We start from the raw sequence: 24,951 nt of genomic DNA, 5'->3' as shown, positions 1-24,951 counted from the left end.
GGGTGAACCGGATGCGCCGCGTGGCCCACCGGACCGCCGGGAGCGGACGCGGGTACGGCCGGAGCTAGATGCGCAGGACCCCGTGCGCCGGCCGGGCCGGAGTGCCGCAGGTCTGCGGGGCGGCCGTGCCCGGTGCCGAGTACCCCTCCGTGCGCAGGGCGGGCGTCGCCGGACCTGCGACCGCCTGCGGGTGGCCCGCGGGAGCGGTGCCGCGGTCGGAGCGGCCGGGCATGCACTGCTCGGACGGCGTGGAACCGTGCGCGTCGAACGCGAGGGCCTGCGAGGAGGCGGTGACGGCAGCGGCGGAGGAGGCGGAACGGGCGTGGTGCACGTCGCCGCCGTCCGTGCCGGTCCCGTGCGCGTCGAGCAGACCGATGAGGAGCAGGGTCAGCCACAGGAGCACCAGCGGAGTCCGGTTCCCCCGGATCCGCGGCACGCCGGAGGACGACCGAGCCGTGATCATGTCGTGATCCTAGCCACCCCTTCACGGGCGGCGGCAGGCCCGTTCGCACGAATGGCTCGAAAGCGGTTGCCGCTCGGCGGCGCTCGGTGGCCGTACGATGATCCGGTGACCCGCACCCGCCGCCCGACGAACCCGCGCCCCTCGGCGCGCGGTGCGGCACTGTCGGTGCTGGTGCTGGCGTTGCTGACCGGGATCCTCGGCATGCATGCCCTGGGACCCGCCCCGGCATCCGCTGCCGTGTCCGCGGGCGCCCACCACGCGGCGGCCGGGGACCACGGAGGTCCTGCCGCCGGGCAGACGGCTCCCGCCGTCGAGCAGGCGGGCGGAGGCTGCTCGCACCCCGCCGACGGCTCGGGCCATGTCGAGCACGCCGACGCCACCTGCGCCGCCACCGGTGTCGCCTCCGCCTACTCGCCGCCCGCACTCGCCGAGGCGCTCGCGGGCGTCCCCGGGGCGTCCTCGTGGGACGCCGCCGAACCGGCGGCCGCTGCCGGCGCCCGGGCTCCTCCCGATCTGGCCGAACTGCAGCTGCTGCGGATCTAGAGCCGCCCGCGCGGACCGTCCCGTCCGGCACCGCCGGGCGAACGGCCGCGCTCCGGGCCCCTCTTCATCCGTACTTCCCGCATGCCCCGAACCGGGCTGCGGATCAAGGAGCAGCACATGACCAGCAAGCGTTCCCTCTTCCGCCGCGCCGCCGCCGCCGTCTCGGCGGGCGCGGCCGCCGTCGCCCTTGCCGCCTGCGGTGGCGGCGACAGCACGAGCGGGCACGACGGCCACGGCGCCGCGGCCGCTTCGGCGTCCCCGTCGGCCACCGCGTCGGCCCAGGCCCCGGCCGCCGAGGGCCGGCACAACGCGGCCGACGCCGCCTTCGCCAAGGGCATGATCCCCCACCACCGCCAGGCCGTGGAGATGGCCGATCTGGCACCCTCCCGCGCCCGTTCCGCGGAGGTGAAGAAGCTCGCCGAGGACATCAGGAAGGCGCAGGACCCCGAGATCAGGACCCTGTCCGGGTGGCTGGCCTCCTGGGGTGAGCAGGTGCCCGCCGAGGGGGTCACGGACCACTCCGCGCACGGTATGCCCGGGATGATGACCGCGGAACAGATGGACAAGCTCAAGAGCGCCTCGGGCGCGGCGTTCGACACAGCCTTCATGGAGCTGATGGTCGAGCACCACGAAGGCGCGGTGGCGATGGCGAAGACGGAGCAGGCCCAGGGCGCCTTCCCCGCGGCCAAGACGATGGCCGAGGCGATCGTCACCTCCCAGTCCGCCGAGATCGCGCAGATGAACAAGCTCCTCGGCAAGGGCTGACCGTCCCCCGGCGGGCCGGGGCGGGCGTGCGTGAGCGGCCACGCCCCCGCCCCGGCCGTCGGGGCCGGCAGGACCCGCACGGCCCGGTCGCTTCGAAGTCGTTCACTCCCCTGGGGCAGGTACAAGTGACATCGGACAGGATCGTGGTGGTCGGAGGCTATGGCGCGGTGGGCGCGACGGTGGTCTCCACACTCGACGGGTGGTTTCCGGGACGGGTCGTCGTCGCCGGGCGCGACGAGGCCAGGGCACGCCGGCTCGGCGGCGTACGCGCCGACGTGGCCGATCCGGAAGGATTCCGGCGGACGTTGGAGGAGCTGGGCGACGTGGCGGCCGTCGTGCTGTGCGTGGAGCCGCCCGACACCGGCGTCGCGCGCGTCTGCCTGGAACGCGGCGTGCACCTCGTCGACATCGGTGCCACACGGCGGCTGCTCGACGGGGTTGCGGACCTGCACGACCTCGCCGCCGGGGCCGGTGCCACGGCCGTACTCAGCGTGGGCGTCGCCCCCGGCCTGACCAACCTCCTCGCCCGCCGGGTGCACGAGGCCGTGGGCGGCGCCGAGCGCATCGACCTCACGGTGCTGCTGGGCGCCGGCGAGCGGCACGGCGTCGACGCCGTGCGCTGGACCGTCGAGGGCCTGGCCGGGCCGACGGCCGCCGCCCCGCTGCGGACGACCCTGCCCGGCCACGGCAGGCGCACCGCGCACCCGTTCCCGTTCTCCGACCAGCACACGCTGGCCCGTACGCTCGGCGTGGAGCAGGTGACCACCCGGCTGTGTCTGGACTCCAGGCCGCTGACCTCCGCTCTGTTCGGGCTGCGGGCGGCCGCCCGCCGGCCCGCAGTGCGGCGGGCGCTGACCGCCGCCTTCAGCCGGATCCACCTGGGAGGCGACGGCTTCGCCGTCCGGGCCGACGCCCGGCGCGGCGGCCTCCACGCGGCCTGCGCCGTCACCGGACGGGAGCAGAGCCGCGTGACCGCCCTGGCCGCGGCCTACGCGACGCGGGAACTGCTCACCGGCCCGTTGCCCCCGGGGGTCCACCACATCGAGCAACTGCCCGCGCTGGCAGGCCTGCCGGAGGTCCTGGGCGCACACGGACTCGCCGTCTGGCACCGCGACGACGCGCTCGGCTCCTGACCGTTCGCACTGCCTCCGGCTCGGCGTGCGGAGCCGGAGGCGGGCTGTCGCGCACCGCGCGCACTCCCTTACAGTGCGTGATGCCGAAAGCCGGTCCGTGACGACGCACAGCCGCCGAAGAGGAGCAGACCCGTGGCCACCCACGCCCGACCCGGCCCGATCCCGTCCCCGGCCGCCCGCCCGGTTCCCGAGCTGGACCCCGCCCTCGTTCAGGACTGGCGGACCGGGGGAGGGGAGCTCGTCGACCTGTTCGCCCGGGCCCGCGCGCGGATCGGCGGCGTCGCCGCGTTCCGGCTCGGCCCGCACCCCACCGTCCTGGTCACCGCACCCGAAGCCGTCCAGCACGTCCTCGCACTGCGGCCCGACCTGTATGTGAAGCGTTCGCACCGGGCCCGGCTGCTGATCGGCGACGGGGTCCTCGCCGCGACCGGCGATGCCTGGCAGCGCCAACGCAGGCTGCTCCAGTCCCAGTTCACCGGACGGGGGATGCGCCGCTACGAGCAGCGGATCGCCGAGGCCGCGCGGACCACCGCGGCGCGCTGGGCGGCGTACGCCCGCGACGGACAGGTCCTCGACGTGGGCGAGGAGATGCGCCGCTTCGCCCTGGACACCATCTGGCGGTCGCTGACCGGACATCCCCTGGATCCCGGCACCGAACGTGAACTGGCCGCCGTGCAGGCCGTGGTGGCCGCGCTGCCCAGCCTGCCCGCCGACGGCGTCGCCGCCCAGGGGGCGGTGGCCGCCGAACTGGCCCGGATCGACGCCCTGTCGAGCCGTGCCATCGCCGCCGCCCGCTCAGCCGGGGCGGGCCCCCACGGCCCGGGTCTGCTGCACGTGCTGCTGGAGGCGGCCGAAACGTCCCCCGAGTACATCGACCGGCTGATCCGCGACGAGCTCGTCACCCTGATGGTCGCCGGCCACGAGACCACTGCGACCACCCTGACCTGGCTCCACGTCCTGCTCGACCGCAACCCGCACGCACGGGAGCGGACCCTCGCCGCGGGCGCGGAAGGCTCCCCCGAACGGCGCCAGGCGATGCAGGCCCTCGTCCACGAGACACTGCGTTTCTACCCGTCCGCCTGGATCCTGCCCCGCCACGCGGTCGGCGACGACGTCCTCGCCGGGTACGCGGTCGAGGCCGGCACCGACGTCCTCGTCTGCCCCTACCTCACCCACCGGGACCCCGGGACCTGGGAGGACCCCGGCCGCTTCGACCCGGACCGCTTTCTCACCCCCGGCCGGCGGCCCACGCGCCCCGGCAGCTACATCCCCTTCGGCCTGGGCCCCCGGGCCTGCCTGGGCCTGCAGTTCGCCCTCCGGGAGTCGACCGCCCTCCTCGAACACCTGCTGCCCGCGCACGTCCCGCACTTCCACTCCGTACCGGCCAAGGCCGCCTACGGCCTCACCGTCCGCCCGGACGGCCCCACCCCCGCGACTCTCGGCGCCACCGCCTGAGGGCTGTGCCCCGGTGCGCCTTTCCGGTCACACCACTGCGCCGGGAAAACGCGTGGACCGGCCCGCTGTCCGTGCGGGACACTCCGACTCCTGTCCTGCCGGTCCGACAACACAGGGTTTGGGATGGGTTCACCAAAATCGCCCGAAAGCACGCCGAGCAGGGGCTCGGTCCTCCTCGCACTCCGCTACTACGGACGGGAGTTGGCGCGCCTGCGCCGGCTGACCGCTCCCGCCATGCTGCTCCCGGCGCTGGGCAACATCGGCATCTTCTACGTCGCGCCGCTGGTCGTCGCCAAGCTCGTCGGCGAGATCGCCGACGGCGCGTCAGGCATCGACGCGATGCTGCCCTACCTCCTCGGATTCGCCGGGGTCCTGCTGCTCGCCGAGACGCTGTGGCGGATCGGGTTGCACTGCCTCAACCGCCTCGACGCCCGCGGCATCGAGCACCTCTACGTCATCGGCATGGACGAGCTGTTCGCGAAGGACGCGGCGTTCTTCCACGACAACTTCGCCGGCTCGCTGACCAAGCGGGTCCTGAGCTTCGCCTCCCGCTTCGAGGAGTTCGTCGACACGCTCACGTTCTCCGTCATGGGCAGCTTCGTGCCGCTGCTCTTCGCGTCGGTGGTGCTGTGGCAGTACGAACCGATGCTGGTGGTGGGCCTCCTCGCGCTGATCACCCTGACGGCGATCTGCGTCACCCCTCTCATCCGCCGCCGCCAGACCCTCGTCGCCCGGCGCGAGGAGGCGATCGCCCGGGTCTCGGGCCATGTCGCCGACAGCCTGATGAACATGGACACGGTCCGGGCGTTCGCAGCCGAGGACCGCGAGGCCGCCGAGCACCGGTCCCGCGTCGGGGAGTCGCGCCGGCTGATGCTTCGTTCGTGGGACTACGGCAACCTGCGCATCGACACGCTGGTCGCACCGCTCTCCGTGCTGACCAACGTGCTGGGCCTGTTGCTCGCGGTCGCCCTCGGCGCGGCGGAGCACGGCGTGGAGGCGATCATCGTCACCTTCACCTACTACGCCAACGCGACCCGCATCATGTTCGAGTTCAACCAGATCTACCGCCGACTGGAGAGCTCGATGACGGAGGCCGGGCAGTTCACCGAACTGCTGCTGCAGCCGCCGACTGTCCTCGACCCGGAAACCCCGGAGCCGCTGCGGTCCGACAGCGCCGACGTCCGGTTCGAACGGGTGAACTTCTCCCACAGGGGAGCGCAGCCGCTCTTCGAAGGCCTCGACCTGGACGTGCCCAGCGGGTCGAAGATCGGCCTGGTCGGCCGGTCCGGCGGCGGCAAGACCACCCTCACCCGGCTGCTGCTGCGGATGACGGACGTCGACGGCGGCAGGATCATGATCGGAGGGCAGGACATCAGCCGGCTGCGGCAGGCGGACCTGCGCAGTCGGCTCGCCTACGTGCCACAGGACCCGGCGATGTTCCACCGGACGCTGCGGGAGAACATCGCGTTCGCGCGGCCGGGCGCCACCGAGGCCGAGATCCGCCGCGCCGCCGAGGCGGCCCACGTCACGGAGTTCGCCGACGCCCTGCCGGACGGATTCGACACCATGGTCGGCGAACGCGGCATCAAGCTGTCCGGCGGACAGCGCCAGCGCGTCGCCCTCGCCCGGGCCGTCCTGCGCGACGCGCCGATCCTGCTGCTCGACGAGGCGACCAGCGCCCTGGACTCCGAGAGCGAGATCCTCGTGCAGGAGGCGCTGTGGCGGCTCATGGAGGGCCGGACGGCCCTCGTGGTCGCGCACCGGCTGAGCACGGTGGCCACCATGGACCGGCTCGTCGTCCTCGACCGCGGGCGGATCGTGGAGCAGGGCTCGCACCGGGAGCTCCTCGCCGCCGAAGGCGCCTACGCGAAGCTGTGGAAGCACCAGTCGGGCGGTTTCCTCCACGACACCCCCGCCGCGGCCGACACCGTCACCCGCGCGCGCTCCGAACTCCGCTGAACCGCTAGTTTGTCCCGATGTGAGCGTCGAAGGCGAAGGTCGAGAGGTCCCCGGGCGGCGTCGGCTGGCACGGGCGCTGCTGACGGGCGCGGCCGCCGTGGGCGCCGGGCTCGTGGCCGGTTCCGCCCATGTGCCCATCGCCGCCCCACCCGGGGGAGGGGCCGGATCCCGGCCCACCACGCCGGAGTCGGCGCTCCGCGAACTGGTCGCGGGGAACGGGCGCTGGCGCACCTACCACGAGCGCCACCCCGACCAGACGCGCACCGTGCGGCGCACGCTGGTCGCCGGACAGCACCCGTTCGCCGTCGTCCTCGGCTGCGTCGACTCCCGCGTCCCGCCGGAACTGGTCTTCGACCAGGGCCTCGGCGACCTGCTGACCGTGCGCTCGGCGGGGGAGGTCCTGGACGAGGCGGTCCTCGGGAGCATCGCCTACGGGGTCCTGGAGCTGCGCATCCCGCTCGTCGTCATCCTCGGACACCAGTCCTGCGGTGCCGTCGCCGCCGCCGTGCGGGCCGCGGAGGGCGGACCGCTGCTCCCGGGCCACATGCAGTACCTGGTCGACCAGATCCGCCCCGCCATCGACCGCGGGCTCCGGGGGGCGGCGCGGATCGACGCCGCGATCACCTCCAACGTACGGCTGGTGCGCAGGCGGCTGGCCGCGGAGCCCGAGATGGCCGCCAAGATCGCCGCCGGGGCGCTGGCCGTCGTGGGGGCCCGCTACGAACTCACCAGCCAGCGCGTGCGCCTGGTGCGCTGAGAGCACTCCGGCGTACGAAACTCCGTTCGTCAGCACCGTGCGGGCGAGGCCGCACGTCCGGGTGATTGTTCCCCTCCGGGACGGCTTTCAGCGATCAAGGCGTGCCGGGGCCGGGAGAGTTGGTTCGTGATCATCGACTCTTCCCCGACCCCCGGTTCCGACCCCGCCCCGGGCTCCGACCCCGCCCCCGGTTCCGACCCCGCCGCGGACACGGGCCGGCGCCCCTCCCGTCGCACGCTCATCGCCGGCGCCGCCGTGGTCGCGGGAGCCGGCGCCCTCACGGTCGCCACCGCGTCCGCCGGCACCCCGCAGGCGCCCGCCGGCTCCGCGCGCCCGGACTGGGAGACCTGCCTCACGATCGCCCGCGCCGTCCTCGTACGCGGCGACGACGACCAGCCCCTGGTACCCGGCTACGCGGACATCCTCCTCAGGAACGGCCTGCCGCGCTCCCGCATGCCCCGCAGGAAAGTGCTGGTCGTCGGCGCCGGACCGGCCGGCCTGACCGCTGCCCACCTGCTGCGCGAGGCCGGCCACCAGGTCACCGTCATCGAGGCCAACGGCAACCGCGTCGGCGGCCGGATCAAGACCTTCCGCACCGGCGGCCACGAGAAGTCCCCCGCGGCCTTCGCGGACCCCAAGCAGTACGCCGAGGCCGGCGCGATGCGGATCCCCGACAGCCACCCGCTCGTCACGGGCCTCATCGACAGCCTCGGCCTCGAGCGCCGGCGCTTCCACCTGGTCGACGTCGACGGCTCCGGCCGCCCCGCCTACCGCACCTGGATCTTCGTCAACGGCGTCCGCGTCCGCCGCGCCGACTACGCGCGCAGCCCGCAGACCCTCAACCGCTCCTTCGGGGTGCCGGCGGCCTACGAGGGGATCCCCGCCGCGCAGATCGTCCGCAACGCCTTCGCCCCCGTGCGCAAGGAGATCGAGGGCAGGAAGGACAAGGCACTCGTCGAAGGCTGGGCCCGCATCATCCAGCGCTACGGCCACATGTCGATGTACCGCTTCCTGACCGAGGAGGCGAAACTCGACGAGCGCACCATCGACCTCATCGGAACCGTCGAGAACCTCACCTCCCGCCTCCACCTCGCCTTCGTGCACAGCTTCATCGGGGCCTCCCTCATCAGCCCCGACACGGCCTTCTTCGAACTGCCCGGCGGCACCGCCACCCTGGCCGACGCCCTCTACGCCCGGGTCGAGGACATCGTGCGGCTCGACCGCCGCGCCACGCGGATCACCCACGGGGAGGGCAAGGTCACCGTCGACACCGTCTCCGAGGGCCGCGACGGCCGACCCGTGCAGCGCGAGACCTTCACCGGCGACACCGCCATCATCACCGTGCCCTTCTCCGGCCTGCGCCACATCCCCGTCACCCCCGCCCTCTCCTACGGCAAGCGGCGCGCGATCACCGAGCTGCACTACGACGCGGCCACCAAGGTGCTGCTGGAGTTCAGCCGCCGCTGGTGGGAGTTCGACGAGGCCGACTGGAAGCGCGAACTGGAAGCCCTGCAGCCCGGCCTGTACCGCAAATACCAGCTCGGGCAGACCCCGGAGGACGGCGCGCTGCTCGGCGCCCACTCCTCCGTACCGCGCAGCGGCATCTCCGGCGCCCAGCGGGCCCACTACGCGGCCTGCCGCAGCCGCACCCGGGACCAGCCCGAGGCCGCCGGGGTCATCGGCGGCGGCTCGGCCACCGACAACCCCAACCGGTTCATGTTCCAGCCCTCCTACCCCGTCGAGGGCAGCCGCGGCGGGGTCGTGCTCGCCTCCTACAGCTGGTCGGACGACGCCCTGAAGTGGGACTCCCTGGACGACGACGAGCGCTATCCCCGCGCCCTGGCCGGTGTCCAGGAGGTGTTCGGGCAGCGGATCGAGGTGTTCTACACCGGCGTCGGACGCACCCAGTCCTGGATGCGCGACCCGTACGCCTACGGCGAGGCCTCGGTGCTGCTGCCCGGCCAGCACACCGAGCTCTTCCCGCACGTCCGCAAGGCGGAGGGGAACCTGCACTTCGCGGGCTGCCACACCTCCATCAAGCCGGCGTGGATCGAGGGAGCCCTGGAATCCGCGGTGCGCACCGCCCTGGAGGTCCACACCTCGGTGTGACGGACGGCCGCAGGCCCGTGGCTCAGCTCTCGGCGAGCACGACCACCCAGTCGTGCTCGCCGAAGCGGACCGGCTGCCGCTTGTCGGGATTGAGCCGCACACCGTACGACGGGGCCGTGGCGGCCTGCGCGCGCAGCCGGTAGCCGACCGCGCACTCCCGGCGGCGGCGTGCCGACTCGACCACCGTCGCGAACGCCACCTCCCGGTCGGTTCGGACGTAGTCCGCCGCCGGCCTCAGGTAGAACTCGCTGCCCTCCGCCCTGAACAACTCCTCGAAGACGTCGGCGAGATGTCCGCTCTCCGAGATCTGCGTCATCAGGAGGCTGATCAGACGGCCGCTGACGATGAAGTCGGCGCCGGCCCGGGCGGGCGCGAGCAGCCGGTTGGCGTCGTCGGACATCTCGGTGGTGAGCGGGAGTTCGCGGCCCGCCGCCTCGCCGATCGCCCGCAGGTGAAGCAGCGTCACCAGGGTCCGGTCGTCCGTGCCGTTGCCGGGCTCCGGGGCGGAGGCCGGCAGCGCCGTGCCGGTCGCCGCGGGTGCGGTCGCGGGCGGGGGCGGGGGCGCGCTCTCGCGGTCCGTCTCGCCGATCACGATCACGCTGTCGTAGGAGGGCACGTCCAGTTTGGCGAGGACCTCCGGATCGGTGATGTCCCCGTTGCGGAAAGCCACTTCGAGGCGGCTGCGCGACGCGGCGACCTCGGCGGCGGTCCGCCGCGCCGCTCCGTCGCCGAGGGCCACGACGTCCAGGGTGGTGCCGGGGCTCACGAACTCGTCGAGCTGCTCGACGACGAGCGGCGCGCGCCGGTTCCAGCCGAGGAGGAGCAGGCGTTCGGCGAAGCGGGACCGGGCGCGGGCGGTGACGATCGCGTCCTCGTCGACCCAGGGGCCCGCCGGCTCCGGCACGGCCGTGTCGTCGTCCTCGGAGACCAGGATGATCCGGTCGCCCGCGTCGATCTCCGTACCCGGATCCGGATTGAGCACGACACGGCCGTCGTCGTGCAGCAGGCCGACCACCGAGGAGGTGGTGAACGCCAGAAGGGCCTCGCCGAAGGCGCGTCCGACGAGATCCCGGGCATCGGCGGTGTAGAACTCGTCGCCGTCGAAGTCCAGCAAGTCCTGGTAGACGAGGGAGAGTCCGGGCTGCCGGGCGGTCTGGACGAGGAGCCGGGCGATGATCTCGTCGGCGCAGAGCACGTGCCCGCCGGGCCCGGCCGCCAGTTTCGCGGTGAGGTGGTTGCGGGAATCGCGCACCGCGGCGACCACCACCGTGCCGCGCGGGCGGGGGAGCGCGGCGTCGAGAGCGAGCAGGGTCTTCACCACGTGGGCGTCGCCCGAGTCCCCGTCGGGAGGCAGCACGAGGACCGCCTTCGACGTCTGCGGGCTCAGCCGGGCCAGCGCCGCCGGGTCGGTGGTGGAGCCGCTGCGGCAGATGATCCGGGTGGCTCCCGTGCCCGTACGGCCTTCCGGGCCGCAGAGGCCCGTGGCGACCTCGTCCTCCATGTCCACCTTGTCCTTCGGCGCGAGGACCGCGATGGCGGACCGGCGCTGGTTGGCGTTGGCCGCGACGAGCTCCGAGACCACCGGAAAGATCTGGTCGGACCAGCCCAGGACGACGGTGTGCCCCGCCTCCAGCACCGTCGAGTGCCCGCGGCGCAGCGACATGATGCGCCGGTTGATGCCGGTGGTGATCAGACTGACCAGCGTCGACACAAACAGCAGGGCGACCAGGGCGAGCGTCACCGAGGCCAGCACATAGAGGGGCGAACCGACCGCACCCCCGAGCTTGAGGGTCTGCCCGACGCTGACCCATACAGCCGTGAGCCGCCCCGAGAGGGTCGCCGGGGCAGCCCGGTCGGCCCAGACGAGGACCGCGCTCGCCGGGACGACGACGGCCAGGCAGGCCACCGCCAGCCACCCGATGAGCGGGGTGGTTCCGCCCGCCACCAGGTTGTCGAACCGGTACCGCAGGCGCAGCCGCAGGGACGTCGTGTGCTGCTGTGCCATGCGTACTCCCTCGTTTTCCGAGCTGCTAACCGGCGGGAGCCCTCCCGGTTACGGCCTGAACCGGCCTACACGGCCCCGTCCTCGGGGCCGGGCACCCCGAGCAGGCCGAGCAGGGTACGGCGGAGCACGGCGTCGGTCGCCGGGGCGGCCCTGCCGGCGATGCCCGAGCGGAACAGCGCCGCGCCCTCCATCAGCATCACGAAGGCCTCGGCGCGGGAGTGCGCCGCGACGGGGTCCAGGCCGGGGGAGCGGTCGCGGACGAAGCGGGCCACGTGCCCGGCGTAGGCGGAGTAGAAGGCGCGGACGGCCCCGGCCGCGTCCTCGTCGTGCGCGGCCATCGCCCAGACCTCGGTGAACAGCCGGACCAGGGACGGGTCGTCGTGGTCGCCGAGGAGGGTGTCCAGGACGGCCGCCGGGTCGCCCGCCGCACCGGACTCCGCGAGTGCGGCGACGCGCGCCAGTGAAGCCGCGAGGATGCGGTCGAGCAGGGCGGCCAGGAGGTCGGAACGGGCCGGGAAGTAGTACTGGAGGTGGCCCAGCCGGACGCCCGCCGCGTCGGCGACCGCCCGCAAGGTGAGTTCGGCGCCGCCCGCCGAGCCGAGGACGTGCTCCGCGGCGTCCAGCAGGGCCGCCCGCCGCCGGTCCCCCTTCGGGGTCGGCGCAGCGGCCTTCCCGGGGGTGCCGGGGTTCCCTGGGGTCATGCCGCCGCCCCCGTCCCCACGCGGTCGCGTTCGACGCGTACGCCGTGGTCCGCGAGCCGGGTGGCCGCCGCGACCGGGTCGGGGTGCTGCTCGGGGAAGACCACCCCCTGCGGCGGCGCCGCCCCATCGGTGCCCAGCACGCGGTGCAGTCCCAGGACCGCCCCGACGGCGGTCAGATGGCTCTGGCCGCGCGTGTCTGTGACGGTCGCGCTGCGGCTGCGCCCGCCGTGCGACACGTCGACGCGCAGCTGCGCCGTACCGCCGTCCCCGGGTGAGTGCAGCAGGGCCCGGCGCGCCGGCGCCCAGCGCTCCCCGCCGGCCCAGCGGAAGAAGCCGGTCCCCCGCAGGGCCAGGAGCGCGCGAGTGGCGGCAGGGGAGCCGAAGCCGATACGGGTCGCCGCGGTGGAGGCGGCGAGGGTCAGCGGAAGGGTGAACTGCTCCGGTGTGTCGATGCGGGCGACCCGTACGGGAGCCCCGTCGATGACTGCCGTACGGGCTTCCGTGAGCGGGGCGGCGAGCCGGCGGCGCCCGCCGTCGACCACCTCGAACCGCACACCGAGCCGGTCCATGAACTCCACCGAGTCCGCGCCGGACCGGTCGGCCGTGTCCCAGCGGACCGCGATCTCCACCTGCTCGGCGCCGCCCAGGCCGGCGGCGAGCGACGCGGCGACCAGGCTGCTCACTCCGCCCATCCAGGCCGAGGACAGCAGCACGGGCGCGGTCGGGCGCAGCAGGGTGGCCACGGTGATCGCCCGCTGCATCCGGGCCGTCCACCGGGTGATGTCGACGTAGGGGACGCCGCCTTCGACGGCGGCGCGCAGGACCCGGTCCTCCGGGTCGTTGACCGCGTTGACCACGGCCCGGACGTCCGCGCGGAAGGGCGCCGGGGAGCCGAGGTCCCACGCGCGCACGTCGGCGCCGGTCTCGGCGGCCAGGGCCCGGCCGCGCTCGGGCGAGCGGCCGGTGAGCAGGATCGGGGAGACGGGGGCGACCATACGGGCGATCTCGGCGCCGACGGTTCCGTACCCCCCGGTGATCAGGACGGGAGCGGACGGATCGTGCCGCAGGACATCAGTCATGCGCGAGATTCTAGGTCGAGCGACCTAGAAATGTGAACCGGATGGTGCCCCCCTGCCGGATCCGCGGGAATCCGAAGGTGTCCGCGTGGGAGTCGGCGTCGGTGTCGGCGCCGGCACCCTCGCGGACGACCGGGTCGCGCGTTCCCGGGCTCGGCGGGCTCGGCGAGCGGCAGATCTCGGGGAACCGCCTAGAATGCGAACGTGAGTACGAATTCGGGGGAGGTCCGTCCCCTCCTGTCGTCGGCGTTGACCGGCGCGGAACTGCGGCGCTGGTACTGGACCCTGGCCGAACTGACCGGGCTGGCACGGCGGATGGGCCTGCCGGTCCGGGGCGGGAAAGCCGCCGTCACCGCCCGGCTGGCCGCCGCCCTCGACGGCCTGCCCGAGCCCGCGGCCGCGGCGTCCGCCGCGCCCCGGCGCGCCGGGCGCCAACTCGCCGCCCCCGTCGACGGGACGACGGTGATACCTCAGGGGCAGCGCTGCAGCCAGGTGCTGCGGGAGTACTTCGTACGGGAGATCGGCCCCGGCTTCCACTTCGACGCCTTCATGCGGGAGTACATCGCCGCGCACGCGGGACACACCCTCGCCGAGGCCGTCGAACACTGGCACGCGACCCGGGCACGGGCGGCCGAGCCCCAGGAGGTCGGCGCCCAGTTCGAGTTCAACCGCTTCCTGCGCGACTGGCACGCCCGCCACCCCGGCGGCGCCCGGACGGACGCCCTGGCCGCCTGGCAGGTCCACCGGACCCGCCCCCGCGACTGACCTCGGGCGGACGACGGCGGCGCCGACGTCCCGGTCGTCCGGAGCGCCACCGCATGGGCCTTGCCATCAGCTCGTCGAGGACCTGCTCGCCGAGCTGATGGCGGTGCGCGCCGGCGGGGCCGTGGTCCGTGAGACGGTACGGCTTCAGTGGGTCGGCGCAGGCCTGCGGTCGACGCGGGCCGGATGCCTGGTGGTGTCGCGCACGGCGAGGAGGAACGCGGCGATGTGGTCCGGCGCCGCCGGGACGTCGGCCCGCAGGATCCGGTAGCCGTCGATGTCGACGCCGTGGGCGATGCGCTGTTGCTGCAGCCCTTCCTGAGGCCGTTCCACCATGCCGGCCTTCCGTTTGCGATGCTGCAGAGCGTAGGCGCCTGCGGCGACGACCTCGGCGAGCCGGTTGGCGAAGGCCGCGTTGCATCCTCCGAGCCGGACGAAGCCGTGGCCGGCCACCGGCCCGTCGTTGCTCAGGGAGGGAAGGGTCAGGTCGGCGAGTGCGAGCGCCGCCCGAAGGTTGGAGACAGCCTCTGCGCCCGCCTGGTAGGCGGCGTCCTGGCGCCGCTTGTACTGGATCCGCTCCTGATAGGTCAATTCGTACATGGTGCTGCTCTCTCGTGTCGGGGGTGGGGCGCCGGAGCGCCTTGTGCTTTCGGTTCAGCGGAGTGCGGCCTTCGCAGAAGCCGATGGGCCGGGCCCGCTGCCCGGGCATGACCGGGCTCTACGGCACGTCGGCCGGGTGGGCCGACGCGATCGGACGCCCGGGGTGCGGGGGTGAGGTCCGGGCGGCATCGCGGTGCACGACTCAGGTCCGGCGTCGCGAGGGCCGAGAGCGGGTGGACCTCGGACCGAGTCCGGGTCCGGCCCGTGACCATCGGTTTCGATCTTCGTTTCAAAGATGCAGGCGAGCACCCCTCTGACGTGTGGGAAGGACCGGGTTGGCCAGGGAGGAGTCAGCAACCGCCACCCCCTTCGCCCCTCGTGGCCGCCGCCCCGGGGCGATCGGCCCTCTTGCGACGTGCTGCGGCGGCTCGGTTCCCGCCGGGACGCTCGCCCAGGTCTTCCGCTCCCGCGCCCGGACGGCGAATCGCTCTCGCCGGCGGCAGGACTGCCGTCCGGGCGGACGGCCTTTGCCGTGGCCTGCGCACGGGGCACCGCCGCACGCGTACGTCCGTCATTCGCCCTATCCGAATCTGCTGTGGGACGGCGATCGGAGTGCAGTGCTGTCGGCCGCGGGGAAGCCGGGAGTGACACCGCCCGGGCCACGTCTGGCGGAGGCCGACTGCCGGAGCGCAGCGGACACGGAAGCCGTCGGATTGCGGTGCCGCGGAGCGGCTTGGCGAGGCGGCCGCGTGAGGGTGATCTGGCGGACCAGCTGCTGGAAGCAGGCCAGCGCCGCGACGGCGGGAAGAGCGGACGCCGCCCCGGCGGCGATCGTCCTGGGAGCCTGGGCCACGCACAGGAGTGTGGCCAGGGTGGAGAACAGCAGAACGATCGACCAGGAATGCAGCGCACGGCGCTGGTGCAGGGCCGACCTGAGGATGGACAGCGAGGCGACCATCCAGGGCCCGTAGATCAGCAGGGGCCACCAGCTGACCACTTCGCGGTCCGTGTGGGGCCCGGCGCTGTGGCGCAGGGCGTCGCAGATGGCCAGGCCGCTGAGGACGCTCACCACGGCGGCGATGCCGCCCACCAGCGCGGCGGCGAAGAGACTGCCCGTTTGCAGCAGGGGCACGACCGGCGATCCCGGCAGGCTCCGCCGGCGCACCCGGGAGGCTTCTGCGGGCGGACGCGCGGGAGGGGAGTTCTTCAGCCCTGCGAGGAGGCCGATGGTGTCGGCCGCGGCACCGGTACGGTCGAAGTCGCCTCGGGCGAGGGGCTCCCGCTGCCCGTGTGCAGCGCTCTCCTGGAGTAGGCCGGCGAGTTCCTCAGCCGGATCCCATGGGGGATGCGCCTCGCCGGGTCCGCCGAGCGGTTGCCCGGCAGAGGCGTTCGGCATGTGGTCCGGCCAGCCCCAGAACTCCGAGGTCTCCGGCTGGGGGTGGACACCTTGCATGTCCGGGTACCCGTACGGCTCATACACGGGAGCTGCCACCCGAGCAGTCGCCGGCAGTCGTTGCGGACGCCGCCGTGTTCCCCAACCGCCTGCCGAAGTCGGTCTCGATCACGCTGATCGTATGGAGGAAGTCCTCGAGGATCGTCGACGAGTCACTCGGCCCGGTTTCCGGAGTCTCGGGTTCCAGCGTCGTGTTCCGGGTCGCGCCACGGCCGGCCGAGCCCGGAGCGAAAAGCCGCTTCCCGATCTTGATTGCGCCGCTCTGGGAACCGTCTCCCTGCCCGTCTTCTTCCGTGGTTCCGCGGAAAAAAACGGGGATCTTTGCTGTTGTCATATTCCATAAACGCTGTCGATGTTGGTCAGGGTATGCGCCATCCGGGTGATGGTGGCCGAGGGGTAAGTCCCGGTTCTGTCATATCGATTTCAACAAAGAGCTGTAACGTTATTCCCGCAGTCGTGCCGCCCCGCGGGTCGGGCGGCAATGTGTTCGCGTCAATACGGTCGCCCTCCGGCCCGTCGGGGCCCATCGGCGGAGTCCTCGTGCGCGGGATGGGGGTGTCGTGCCCGTCTGCGACTCCTGCCGCAGGACGCCGCCGGGCTGCGGGCCCGGTTCGGCCCGGGCTTGCTGGCCGGCGGGCGGCTGATCATCGGTGAACAGTGCGAGATGCCGAGTCCGCCGGTCGCCGCGCATGGCTGCAATCGGGGGACGGGGCGCAACCAGGCATATGCCATCGCGTTATGCCGATCGATCGCAGGGGCCCCGGTCCGGGCGAACCATGCCGTTGCAACCTTCGAAAGGACCAGCTGTGGGAGGCATCCTCCTGTGGATCGTGCTGATTGCCACTGCGTTGGGCACTGTTTTCACGGCCTTGAGCTCCTCGAGGGCCGGCCGTCTCTGGGGTGTCGACGCTCTTGAGCTGAGGCGCCAACGACGCTTCAGGCAGGTCCTGTCCCTGCATGTTGACGCCACCAGGCTGTCTTGCCGGGAAGCCGCGGTGCCCGACCGGTCCGGGGAGGAGCCGGTCGGCGTCCGGGTGCCCGGATCGTTCATGAGTCATGTCGGCCACCCGTCCTACGGCGAAACGCTCGTGTGCCGGCGTTCGGCTCCACCCGCTGAGCCGCTCCAGCCCTGAGGGTGGAGCGCTTGCGCCGCCTCCTGCCCCGTCGCATCCCGTCTCCGGCGCGGCGGGTGAGGGCGAGGGCGCATCAATGCCGGAACGCCGTGCAATGCGGCATGTCGACACGACACCCGGCCGCCTCCTGATCAAGTACGCCCGGCGGAAAGGGCGGCCGGCGTCACTGAAAAACCCCGGCAATTCGTACATCCTCGGAGGGGGGTGGAAACCCCGGCAATTTGCGCATCGATGGCCGGGTAAAACCCGGCAATTCGCACCTCGCTGCTCTCTCGCCATCGAATGGCCATATCGAAATGATCACGGGCGGCCTCGTTCGCGTTCGATGTATTCCGTCCTGAGTGCCGAGGGGGAAAGTCGCGAGTTGCTTGAACCGAAAAGATGATCATCGTGAGATGCCTGGACGGGCCGGGCCGCGAAGAGCCGGGTATGACCTTCCCGTGGGGGCGCACCCGGCTCAGGCTGCACCGGGCCTGTGGGCGCCCCTGGCGCGCACTGCGGTCCGCCCCTGGCGCGCACTGCGGTCACGGACATACTGATGGCCGTGAAGACCGAACCCGAGACGCACGCCAGCGCCCGCGCCGACGACGACCCCGTCCTGTTCCACGTCGACGGGCGGACCGGCGTGGTCACCCTCAACCGCCCCAGGGCCCTCAACGCCCTCACCCACCCCATGGTGCTGCGGATCGCCGAGGCTCTCGACGCCTGGGCGGACGACCCCGCCGTCGGGCAGGTCCTGATCCGCGGAGCCGGCGAGCGCGGGCTGTGTGCGGGCGGCGACATCCGGGCCATCCACGACGACGCCAAGGCCGGGAACACCGCCTCCGCCGGCTTCTGGCGCGACGAGTACCGGCTCAACGCCCGCATCGCCCGCTACCCCAAGCCGTACGTCGCCCTCATGGACGGCATCGTCATGGGCGGCGGCGTCGGCGTCTCCTCCCACGGCAGCGTCCGTGTCGTCACCGAACGCTCACGCGTCGCCATGCCCGAGACCGGCATCGGCTTCGTCCCGGACGTCGGCGGGACCTGGCTGCTGGGCCGCGCCCCCGGCCGGCTCGGCACCCATCTCGCCCTCACCGGCAGTGCCGTCGGCGCCGCGGACGCGCTGCTGTGCGGGCTCGCCGACCACTTCGTACCCGCCGAACGCCTCCCCGAGCTCACCGCCGCGCTCGCCACGGCCCCCGCCGACGAGGTCCTGCCGCGGTACGCCGCCACGCCCGAGCCCGGAGTGCTCGCCGGCGGACGCTCCTGGATCGACCCCTGCTACGCGGCCGACACGGTCGAGGAGATCGTGGAGAGGCTGCTCGGCCGGGGCGAGCCGGCGGCGAAGGAGGCCGCCGAGACGATCCTGGCCAAGTCTCCGACCGCGCTGAAGGCCACCCTCGCGGCGGTGCGCCGGGCCGCGGTCCTCGGGACGCTGGAGGAGGCGCTGGCCCAGGAGTACCGGGTCTCCTGCAACGCTCTGACCTCGCCCGACCTGGTGGAGGGCATCCGGGCGCAGGTCGTCGACAAGGACCGCAGCCCGCGCTGGACCCCGGCGACGCCGGCCGAGGTCACCGAAGCCGACGTCGAGCGGTTCTTCGCCCCGCTCGGCGAGGACCGCGAGCTGCGCCTGCCGTAGCCCTCGCAGGGGAGCGTGGCGCCGGGTCGGGGCGGGCCGGCCTCGGGGTGCGCACGGGCCCGCGGCCGTACCGCGCCGCGTGGCCCGGCCGGGCGGTGGAGGCCCGGCCGGGGCCGTTCGACGGCCGGCGCCGGAGCCCGCAGCCGCCGGCGACCCGCGGGCCCGCGCCCCGTACCGCTCTACGCGTCGGCGCCGACGTATTCCCGAAGGTGGCGGGCGGTCAGGGTGTCGCCCTCGGCCACCAGGGAGGCCGGAGTGCCCTCGAAGACGACCTGGCCGCCGGAGTGCCCGCCTCCGGGGCCGATGTCGATCAGCCAGTCGGCGTGCGCCATCACGGCCTGGTGGTGCTCGATGACGATCACCGAGTTGCCGTCGTCGACGAGCCGGTCCAGCAGGGCCAGCAGCTTGTCCACGTCGGCCATGTGCAGACCGGTCGTCGGCTCGTCCAGGATGTACGTCGAGGACTTCTCCGCCATGCTGATCGCGAGCTTCAGGCGCTGCCGCTCGCCGCCCGACAGGGTGTTGAGCGGCTGGCCGAGCCGCACGTACGACAGGCCCACGTCGGACAGGCGCCCCAGGACGGCCCGCGCCTGCCCGGTGGAGAAGAACTCGTGCGCCTCCGAGACCGGCATGTTCAGCACCTCGCTGATGTTCTTGCCGCGCAGCCGGTACGTCAGCACCTCGGGGGTGAACCGCTTGCCCTCGCACTCCTCGCACACCGTGGACACCCCGGCCATCATCGCCAGGTCCGTGTAGACGAGCCCGAGGCCGTTGCACTTCGGGCAGGCGCCTTCCGAATTCGCACTGAACAACGCCGCCTTGACGCCGTTGGCCTTGGCGAAGGCCGTCCGGATCGGCCCCAGCAGCCCGGTGTAGGTGGCCGGGTTGGACCGGCGCGAACCGCGGATCGGCGACTGGTCGGCCACCACCACCCCCTCGCGTCCGGACAGATAGCCGTGGATCAGCGAGCTCTTCCCGGATCCCGCGACCCCGGTCACCACCGTGAGCACGCCGAGCGGCACGTCCACGCTGACGTCCTTCAGGTTGTGCAGGTCGGCGCCCTTCACCGACAGGTGGCCGCGGGGGGTGCGCACCGTCTCCCGAAGCCGCGCCCGGTGTCCGAGGTGGCGGCCGGTGAGGGTGCCGGAGGTGCGCAGCCCGGCCACGTCCCCGCTGTAGCAGAGTTGTCCGCCGGCCGTGCCGGCGCCCGGACCGAGGTCGACGACATGGTCGGCGATCGCGATGACCTCGGGCTTGTGCTCCACGACCAGCACCGTGTTGCCCTTGTCGCGCAGTCGCAGCAGCAGGTCGTTCATGCGCTGGATGTCGTGCGGGTGGAGGCCGGTGGTGGGCTCGTCGAAGACGTACGTGACGTCCGTGAGGGAGGAGCCCAGGTGCCGGACCATTTTCACGCGCTGGGCCTCGCCGCCGGAGAGCGTGCCCGAGGGGCGGTCCAGGCTGAGGTAGCCCAGGCCGATCTCGACGAGCGAGTCGAGCAGGCTCCGGAGGTTGGCCAGCATCGGGGCCACGGCGGGATCGTCGATCCGGCGCACGAAGCCGGCCAGTTCGCTGATCTGCATCGACGCGCACTCGGCGATGTTCACCCCGTGGATGCGCGAGGACAGTGCGGCCGCCGAGAGGCGGGTGCCCCCGCAGTCCGGGCACGCGGTGAAGATCACCGCGCGTTCCACGAAGGCGCGGATGTGGGGCTGCATCGATTCGCGGTCCTTGGCCAGGTACAGCCGAGTGATCTTGGTGATCAGGCCCTCGTAGGTGAAGCCGTTCGAACCGGCCTTCACCTTCACCGCGCTCTTGTGGAGGAAGTCGGCCCACTCCTGGTCGGTGAAGTCCTTGAGCTTCGTGTCGGGCGAGTAGAAGCCGGAGTTGGCCATGTTCTGCCAGTACCAGGAGTCCACGGCGAAGCCGGGGACGGTGATCGCGCCCTCGTTGAGTGAGAGGTCGCGGTCGACCAGCTGGTCCACGTCGATGTCCGAGACCTCGCCGACGCCCTCGCAGCGCGGGCACATGCCGTCGGGGTTGTTGAAGCTGAACGCGCTGGAGGTGCCGATGTGGGGCGTGCCGACGCGGGAGTAGATGATCCGCAGCATGGTGTAGGCGTCGGTGGCGGTGCCCACGGTGGAGCGGGAACCCGCGCCCATCCGCTCCTGGTCGACCACGATGGCGGCGCTCAGGTTGTGCAGTCCGTCCACGTCGGGCCGGCCGAGGCTCGGCATGAAGGACTGGATGAAGGCGGTGTACGTCTCGTTGATCATCCGCTGTGACTCGGCGGCGATGGTGCCGAAGACGAGGGAGGACTTCCCGGAGCCGGATACGCCGGTGAAGACGGTGAGGCGGCGCTTGGGGATGTCCAGAGAGATGTCGGCGAGGTTGTTCTCCCGGGCTCCCCGGACCTGGATGACCTGGTGGTTGTCGGCGGCGATGTGCACGGAACTCCTCGAGGTGCGGCGTCTCGGCTAACTCTCTGCCTTTACTCTATACGTTGTACTCTATACGGTGTAGTGAATTAATGGCGATGCTCGGAGGCCGGGACATGGTGAAGGACCGCAGCGGTGCCGGAGACCCGGTGCGCACACTGGAGCTGCTGTGGCGCGAGCCCGGACAGCCGGCGCAACCCGTCCGGCGCGGCCCGCGGCAGGGCCTCAGCGTGGACGCGGTCGTCCGCGCCGCGACCGTGCTCGCCGACGAGGAGGGGCTGGCCGCGCTGACCATGCGGGCGCTGGCGCAGCGGCTCGGCGTGACGCCGATGACCGTCTACACCTACGTCCCCGGCAAGGCCGAGCTGCTCGACCTGATGCTCGACGACGCGTACCTCCACATGGAACGCAGGCCCGCGGGCCCGAAGGAGCCCTGGCAGGTTCACGTGACCCGGGTGGCCGAGGACAACCGGGACCTGATGCTCCGCCACCCCTGGATCGCCGACCTCGCCGTCACCCGCCCGCCCCTGGGACCCGGGGTGATCGGGAAGTACGAGTACGAGCTGGCGGCCTTCGAGGGGATCGGGCTCACCGACACCGAGATGGACGCCGCCCTGACCCACCTGCTCGGCTTCGTGCACGCCAACGCGCTGGCCGCCGCCGATGACGCCGACCACAACCGCCGCCAGAGCCAGGAGGAGTGGTGGGCTGTGAGCGCCCCGCTGCTGGAGCGCGCCCTGGACCCCGACCGCTACCCACTGGCCGGACGCGTCGGCACCGCGGTCGCCGGCTACCACCCCGGGACGATCTGGGCCTTCGGCCTCCAGTGCGTCCTGGACGGTCTCGCCCATCGCCTGGCCTCCCGCCAGGCCCCGTAGCGCAGGCGCACGGGCCGCCGCCGAGGCCGATCCGGCCCGGACGGGTGCCCGGCACTGCCGGCGGGGGGCACCGCCGTCCGGTGTGTCCGGGCTCGAGCAGCGGAAGGGGACGCAGAGGTGGGCCGCCCGGGCCGCCGGCCCCCGCCGGCCGTCTCGGCCGCCACCGCCACCGGGTGGCGTCCGCGAGCTGCGCGCCTTCTCGGAGGTGGCGCTCGGCCGGGGACCGGTGGACGAAGGCCGGTGCGTGCTCCGCCGGCGCGTCGGCCGTGACGGCCGACAGCCGCACGAACCGGCATGGGCTGTGCCTCCGTGCCGGACCGCCCCGACCGCCACGACGCGCCTGTCGACCCCGCCGACGCGCCGGACCGACGACTCCTGATCGAGAGGCGTGTCGGGGCGCGGGCGACCCGTCGCCGTGGTGCGCGTACCGGTCGCCGACGACGTCACGGGCGGCGCCGACCCCGATGCCTCCGGCGCGTCCTGCAGGACGAATCCGTCGATCCGGGCACGGATCCCCGCGGGCACTCCCTCCCACCATCGGCCGCGAGCCTGCTTGCCCATCCCGCCCCCGTCCCCCTGGGGCCCGCTCGGCGCAGGGCCCCGCGCCGCACGGTACGCGAGCTGACCCGGGGGGCCGTCAGGATCTGGTCACAGCACTAGCGGTAGCCGGTGGTGTCCGCCGGGCGGCCGGGGTCCTGGACTTCGACCAGGTAGCGCCAGGCGTCCGGGCGGCTGCCGTCCAGGTCCGTGAAGCCGTAGACCTGTGCCAGCCGGCCGCTGGAGAGGGACTGGCCGTTCCAGCGGGAGACCTCCGGGTCCGCGGCGAGGGCGGCGACCGCACGGCCCACGTACGCGGGGGTCTCGGAGATCGCGAAGTGCGGGACCTCGGCCAGCGCCTCGCGCCAGGTCTCCTCCGTCACGCCGTAGGCGTCGAGCATCATCTCCGAGCGCAGCCAGCCCGGCGTCAGCGCCACCGCCGTCGCCCCGCGCGGCCCCAGCTCGTGCCCGAGCGCGAACGCCATCCGCAGCACCGAGGACTTGGCGATGTCGTAGAAGAAGGAGACCCGGTAGCGGGTCGCGTTGTAGTCGGCGGTGCCGTCCGTCATCTCCACCACCAGACCGCCCGGCTCGCGCAGCAGCAACGGCACCGCGAAATGGCTGGTGATGGCGTGCGTCTCGACCCCCAGCCGCAACAGCCGCAGCCCCTTGTCCAGGTCGTGCTCCCACACCGTGCTGTCCCACTCGAAGAGCAGCTCCCCGCCCCAGATGTCGTTGACCAGCACGTCGAGGCGGCCCTGCTCGGTGTCGATCCGCCCGACCAGCGCCTCCACCTCGTCCGGCACCAGATGGTCGGCGACGACCGCGATCCCCCGCCCGCCGGCCGCCGTGACCAGCTCGGCGGTCTCCTCGATCGTCTCGGGCCGGTCGTATTCCGATCGCCGGCCCCGGGTGCTGCGCCCCGACACGTACACGGTCGCGCCCCGTGCCCCGAGCTGGACCGCGATGCCCCGGCCCGCGCCACGCGTCGCCCCCGCGACGAGGGCCACCCTGCCTTCGAGATCTTCGGCACCTTCGAGAGTCATGCCACGACCCTATGACGGGCCGCCCGTCCGGAGCCCGCCCAACACGAAGACCGTGCCCGGCGACCGCAGCGGACCGCCCGCCGCACCGGCCGGAGGGGCCTGGCGCTCGGCAAGGACGACGGGCGCGCACTTGTCCAACCAGCCGACCTGGCCGCACTGTTGACCGAGCTTCGCTTCGTCCACCAGGTCAGGAGAACCGGCTTGTCGTCGCACACCGCACCCGTCCCGCAGACCCCGTCCGGCCCGGAGACCCCGTACGTGATCGACCCCGCCGGCGGCTGCCCCCACGCCCTCAACGCCCGGCTGCGCGCCGAGCACGGCGCGGTCGCGCGGGTCGTGCTCCCCGGCGGGGTTCCCGGAGTGGTCGTCCTGGGGCACGAAGCGCTGAAGGATTTCCTCGCCCACCCCGAAGCGGCCAAGGACGCACGGCACTTCCCCGCCCTGCACGACGGCAGCATCCCCCGCGACTGGCCCTTGCGGGCGTTCGCCAACGCCCAGGGCATGCACACCGCCGACGAGGACGACCACCGCCGGCTCCGCGCCCTGGTCGGCCGGGCCTTCACGGCCCGCCGGGTGGAACGCCTGCGCCCGCGCGTCGAGGAACTCACCGCCGAGCTCCTCGACGATCTGGAGCGGGCCGCGGCCGCCTCCCCCGACGGGGTCGCCGACCTGCGCGAACACTTCGCGCTCCCGCTCCCGATGAGCGTCATCTGCGAGCTCCTCGGCGTGAACCCCGAGCACCGGGGACGCCTGCACCACCTGTCCAACAAGGTGATCATCGCGACCGACACCGCCCCGGCCGAGGCGATGGCCGCCGTACGGGAGCTCGTCGAGCTCATGGGAACGATCGCCGAGATCCGCCGGGCGGAGCCGGGCGAAGACCTCACCAGCGCCCTGATCGCCGCCCGCGAGGACGACGGCGACCGGCTCAGCGAGGCCGAACTCATAGGCACCATGCGGCTGATGCTCGTCGCGGGCCACGAGACCACCCTCAACCTCATCAGCAACGCCGTCCGCGCCCTGTGCACGCACCGCGACCAGCTCTCCCTCGTCCTGGAGGGCAAGGCGACCTGGTCGGACGTCGTGGACGAGACGCTGCGCTGGGACGGCCCCGTCAGCTGGTTCCCGTTCCGCTACCCCACGAGCGACATGACCGTGGGCGGTACCGTCATCCCGCAGGGCACACCGGTCCTCGCCGGCTACACCGCGGCCGGCCGCGACGAGAACTTCCACGGCCCCGACGCCGACCGCTTCGACATCACCCGCCCGACGGCCGCCCGCAGCCTCTCCTTCGGGCACGGCGCGCACTACTGCGTGGGCGCCCCCCTCGCCCGCCTGGAGGCCACCACCGCCCTGGAGCGGCTGTTCACCCGCTTCCCCGACCTCGACCTCGCCACCCCCGAGAGCGAACTCCCGCACCAGCGCAGCTTCATCGGCAACAGCGTCGAGACGCTCCCGGTCCACCTGCACCGCCCCTGACTCCCGATGCCCGCCGGGACGGGTTCCGGCGGGCAGCAGGT

20 protein-coding genes are annotated in these 24,951 nt (G+C 73.1%); 11 read left to right on the top strand and 9 right to left on the bottom strand.

What is annotated here, in order from left to right; translation table 11 throughout:
- Nucleotides 1–64 precede the first annotated feature (64 nt).
- Nucleotides 65–463, bottom strand: a complete 399-nt coding sequence (locus ACZ6JS_RS24585; RefSeq protein WP_469300938.1) for a hypothetical protein — start codon at nucleotides 461–463, stop codon at nucleotides 65–67.
- Nucleotides 464–568: 105 nt separating this feature from the next.
- Here ACZ6JS_RS24585 and ACZ6JS_RS24580 point away from each other — a divergent pair, with 105 nt between their 5' ends.
- The 7 genes from ACZ6JS_RS24580 (at nucleotide 569) to ACZ6JS_RS24550 (ending at nucleotide 9,184) form a co-directional block, all read left to right on the top strand.
- A complete protein-coding gene (locus tag ACZ6JS_RS24580; RefSeq protein ID WP_469300936.1) occupies nucleotides 569–1,006 on the top strand; it encodes a DUF6153 family protein in 438 nt (145 codons plus the stop codon).
- Between the two features lie 117 nt (nucleotides 1,007–1,123).
- Nucleotides 1,124–1,771, top strand: coding sequence for a DUF305 domain-containing protein (locus tag ACZ6JS_RS24575; protein ID WP_469300934.1), 648 nt, complete (start codon nucleotides 1,124–1,126; stop codon nucleotides 1,769–1,771).
- Between the two features lie 125 nt (nucleotides 1,772–1,896).
- Complete coding sequence (locus tag ACZ6JS_RS24570) at nucleotides 1,897–2,904, top strand: saccharopine dehydrogenase family protein (RefSeq protein ID WP_469300932.1); 1,008 nt, start codon at nucleotides 1,897–1,899, stop codon at nucleotides 2,902–2,904.
- 132 nt (nucleotides 2,905–3,036) lie between these two features.
- Nucleotides 3,037–4,359 carry a cytochrome P450 gene (locus tag ACZ6JS_RS24565; RefSeq protein WP_469300930.1) on the top strand — a complete coding sequence of 441 codons (1,323 nt, stop codon included), beginning with the start codon at nucleotides 3,037–3,039 and terminating at the stop codon, nucleotides 4,357–4,359.
- 123 nt (nucleotides 4,360–4,482) lie between these two features.
- Entirely contained in the window at nucleotides 4,483–6,318 is a 1,836-nt protein-coding gene (locus tag ACZ6JS_RS24560; protein ID WP_469300929.1) for an ABC transporter ATP-binding protein, read from the top strand.
- A 19-nt stretch (nucleotides 6,319–6,337) separates the two neighbouring features.
- Nucleotides 6,338–7,075, top strand: a complete 738-nt coding sequence (locus ACZ6JS_RS24555) for a carbonic anhydrase (protein WP_469300927.1) — start codon at nucleotides 6,338–6,340, stop codon at nucleotides 7,073–7,075.
- Nucleotides 7,076–7,315: 240 nt separating this feature from the next.
- Complete coding sequence (locus tag ACZ6JS_RS24550) at nucleotides 7,316–9,184, top strand: flavin monoamine oxidase family protein (protein WP_469301064.1); 1,869 nt, start codon at nucleotides 7,316–7,318, stop codon at nucleotides 9,182–9,184.
- Between the two features lie 22 nt (nucleotides 9,185–9,206).
- Here ACZ6JS_RS24550 and ACZ6JS_RS24545 read toward each other — a convergent pair whose 3' ends face one another.
- The 3 genes from ACZ6JS_RS24545 to ACZ6JS_RS24535 all read right to left on the bottom strand — a co-directional run bounded on the left by ACZ6JS_RS24545 (nucleotide 9,207) and on the right by ACZ6JS_RS24535 (nucleotide 12,969).
- The gene (locus ACZ6JS_RS24545) at nucleotides 9,207–11,189 is read right to left on the bottom strand and encodes a CASTOR/POLLUX-related putative ion channel (RefSeq protein WP_469300926.1); all 1,983 of its coding nucleotides are present in this window, start codon (nucleotides 11,187–11,189) and stop codon (nucleotides 9,207–9,209) included.
- A 65-nt stretch (nucleotides 11,190–11,254) separates the two neighbouring features.
- Complete coding sequence (locus ACZ6JS_RS24540) at nucleotides 11,255–11,890, bottom strand: TetR/AcrR family transcriptional regulator (RefSeq protein WP_469300924.1); 636 nt, start codon at nucleotides 11,888–11,890, stop codon at nucleotides 11,255–11,257.
- On the bottom strand, nucleotides 11,887–12,969 hold the full coding sequence (locus ACZ6JS_RS24535) for a saccharopine dehydrogenase family protein (RefSeq protein WP_469300922.1): 1,083 nt from the start codon (nucleotides 12,967–12,969) through the stop codon (nucleotides 11,887–11,889). Before ACZ6JS_RS24535 ends, ACZ6JS_RS24540 begins: the two co-directional genes overlap by 4 nt.
- A 201-nt stretch (nucleotides 12,970–13,170) precedes the next feature.
- Here ACZ6JS_RS24535 and ACZ6JS_RS24530 point away from each other — a divergent pair, with 201 nt between their 5' ends.
- On the top strand, nucleotides 13,171–13,731 hold the full coding sequence (locus ACZ6JS_RS24530) for a DUF6434 domain-containing protein (RefSeq protein ID WP_469300920.1): 561 nt from the start codon (nucleotides 13,171–13,173) through the stop codon (nucleotides 13,729–13,731).
- A gap of 144 nt (nucleotides 13,732–13,875) precedes the next feature.
- Here the strand turns inward: ACZ6JS_RS24530 and ACZ6JS_RS24525 are convergent, their stop codons facing one another.
- From ACZ6JS_RS24525 to ACZ6JS_RS24515, 3 genes are all read right to left on the bottom strand, one after another.
- Nucleotides 13,876–14,328, bottom strand: coding sequence for a hypothetical protein (locus ACZ6JS_RS24525; protein WP_469300918.1), 453 nt, complete (start codon nucleotides 14,326–14,328; stop codon nucleotides 13,876–13,878).
- Between the two features lie 580 nt (nucleotides 14,329–14,908).
- Entirely contained in the window at nucleotides 14,909–15,781 is an 873-nt protein-coding gene (locus tag ACZ6JS_RS24520; RefSeq protein WP_469300916.1) for a hypothetical protein, read from the bottom strand.
- Between the two features lie 19 nt (nucleotides 15,782–15,800).
- Nucleotides 15,801–16,115, bottom strand: coding sequence for a hypothetical protein (locus ACZ6JS_RS24515; protein ID WP_469300915.1), 315 nt, complete (start codon nucleotides 16,113–16,115; stop codon nucleotides 15,801–15,803).
- Nucleotides 16,116–17,512: 1,397 nt separating this feature from the next.
- On the opposite strand from ACZ6JS_RS24515, the gene ACZ6JS_RS24510 reads away from it, so the two are divergent.
- Nucleotides 17,513–18,535, top strand: coding sequence for an enoyl-CoA hydratase/isomerase family protein (locus ACZ6JS_RS24510; protein WP_469301062.1), 1,023 nt, complete (start codon nucleotides 17,513–17,515; stop codon nucleotides 18,533–18,535).
- A 179-nt stretch (nucleotides 18,536–18,714) separates the two neighbouring features.
- Here the strand turns inward: ACZ6JS_RS24510 and ACZ6JS_RS24505 are convergent, their stop codons facing one another.
- Entirely contained in the window at nucleotides 18,715–20,982 is a 2,268-nt protein-coding gene (locus tag ACZ6JS_RS24505) for an ATP-binding cassette domain-containing protein (protein ID WP_469300913.1), read from the bottom strand.
- An 80-nt stretch (nucleotides 20,983–21,062) separates the two neighbouring features.
- Here ACZ6JS_RS24505 and ACZ6JS_RS24500 point away from each other — a divergent pair, with 80 nt between their 5' ends.
- Nucleotides 21,063–21,848, top strand: coding sequence for a TetR/AcrR family transcriptional regulator (locus tag ACZ6JS_RS24500; RefSeq protein ID WP_469300912.1), 786 nt, complete (start codon nucleotides 21,063–21,065; stop codon nucleotides 21,846–21,848).
- Between the two features lie 656 nt (nucleotides 21,849–22,504).
- Here ACZ6JS_RS24500 and ACZ6JS_RS24495 read toward each other — a convergent pair.
- Nucleotides 22,505–23,431, bottom strand: coding sequence for an SDR family oxidoreductase (locus tag ACZ6JS_RS24495; protein WP_469300910.1), 927 nt, complete (start codon nucleotides 23,429–23,431; stop codon nucleotides 22,505–22,507).
- A gap of 201 nt (nucleotides 23,432–23,632) precedes the next feature.
- On the opposite strand from ACZ6JS_RS24495, the gene ACZ6JS_RS24490 reads away from it, so the two are divergent.
- Nucleotides 23,633–24,910, top strand: coding sequence for a cytochrome P450 family protein (locus ACZ6JS_RS24490; RefSeq protein ID WP_469300909.1), 1,278 nt, complete (start codon nucleotides 23,633–23,635; stop codon nucleotides 24,908–24,910).
- The last annotated feature ends 41 nt before the right edge of the window (nucleotides 24,911–24,951 follow it).

The sequence above is a fragment of the Streptomyces sp. NPDC046349 genome (genome assembly GCF_055587885.1).
Note: the sequence above shows the minus strand (reverse complement) of the source record. Positions and strands in the feature narration are given on the sequence as shown.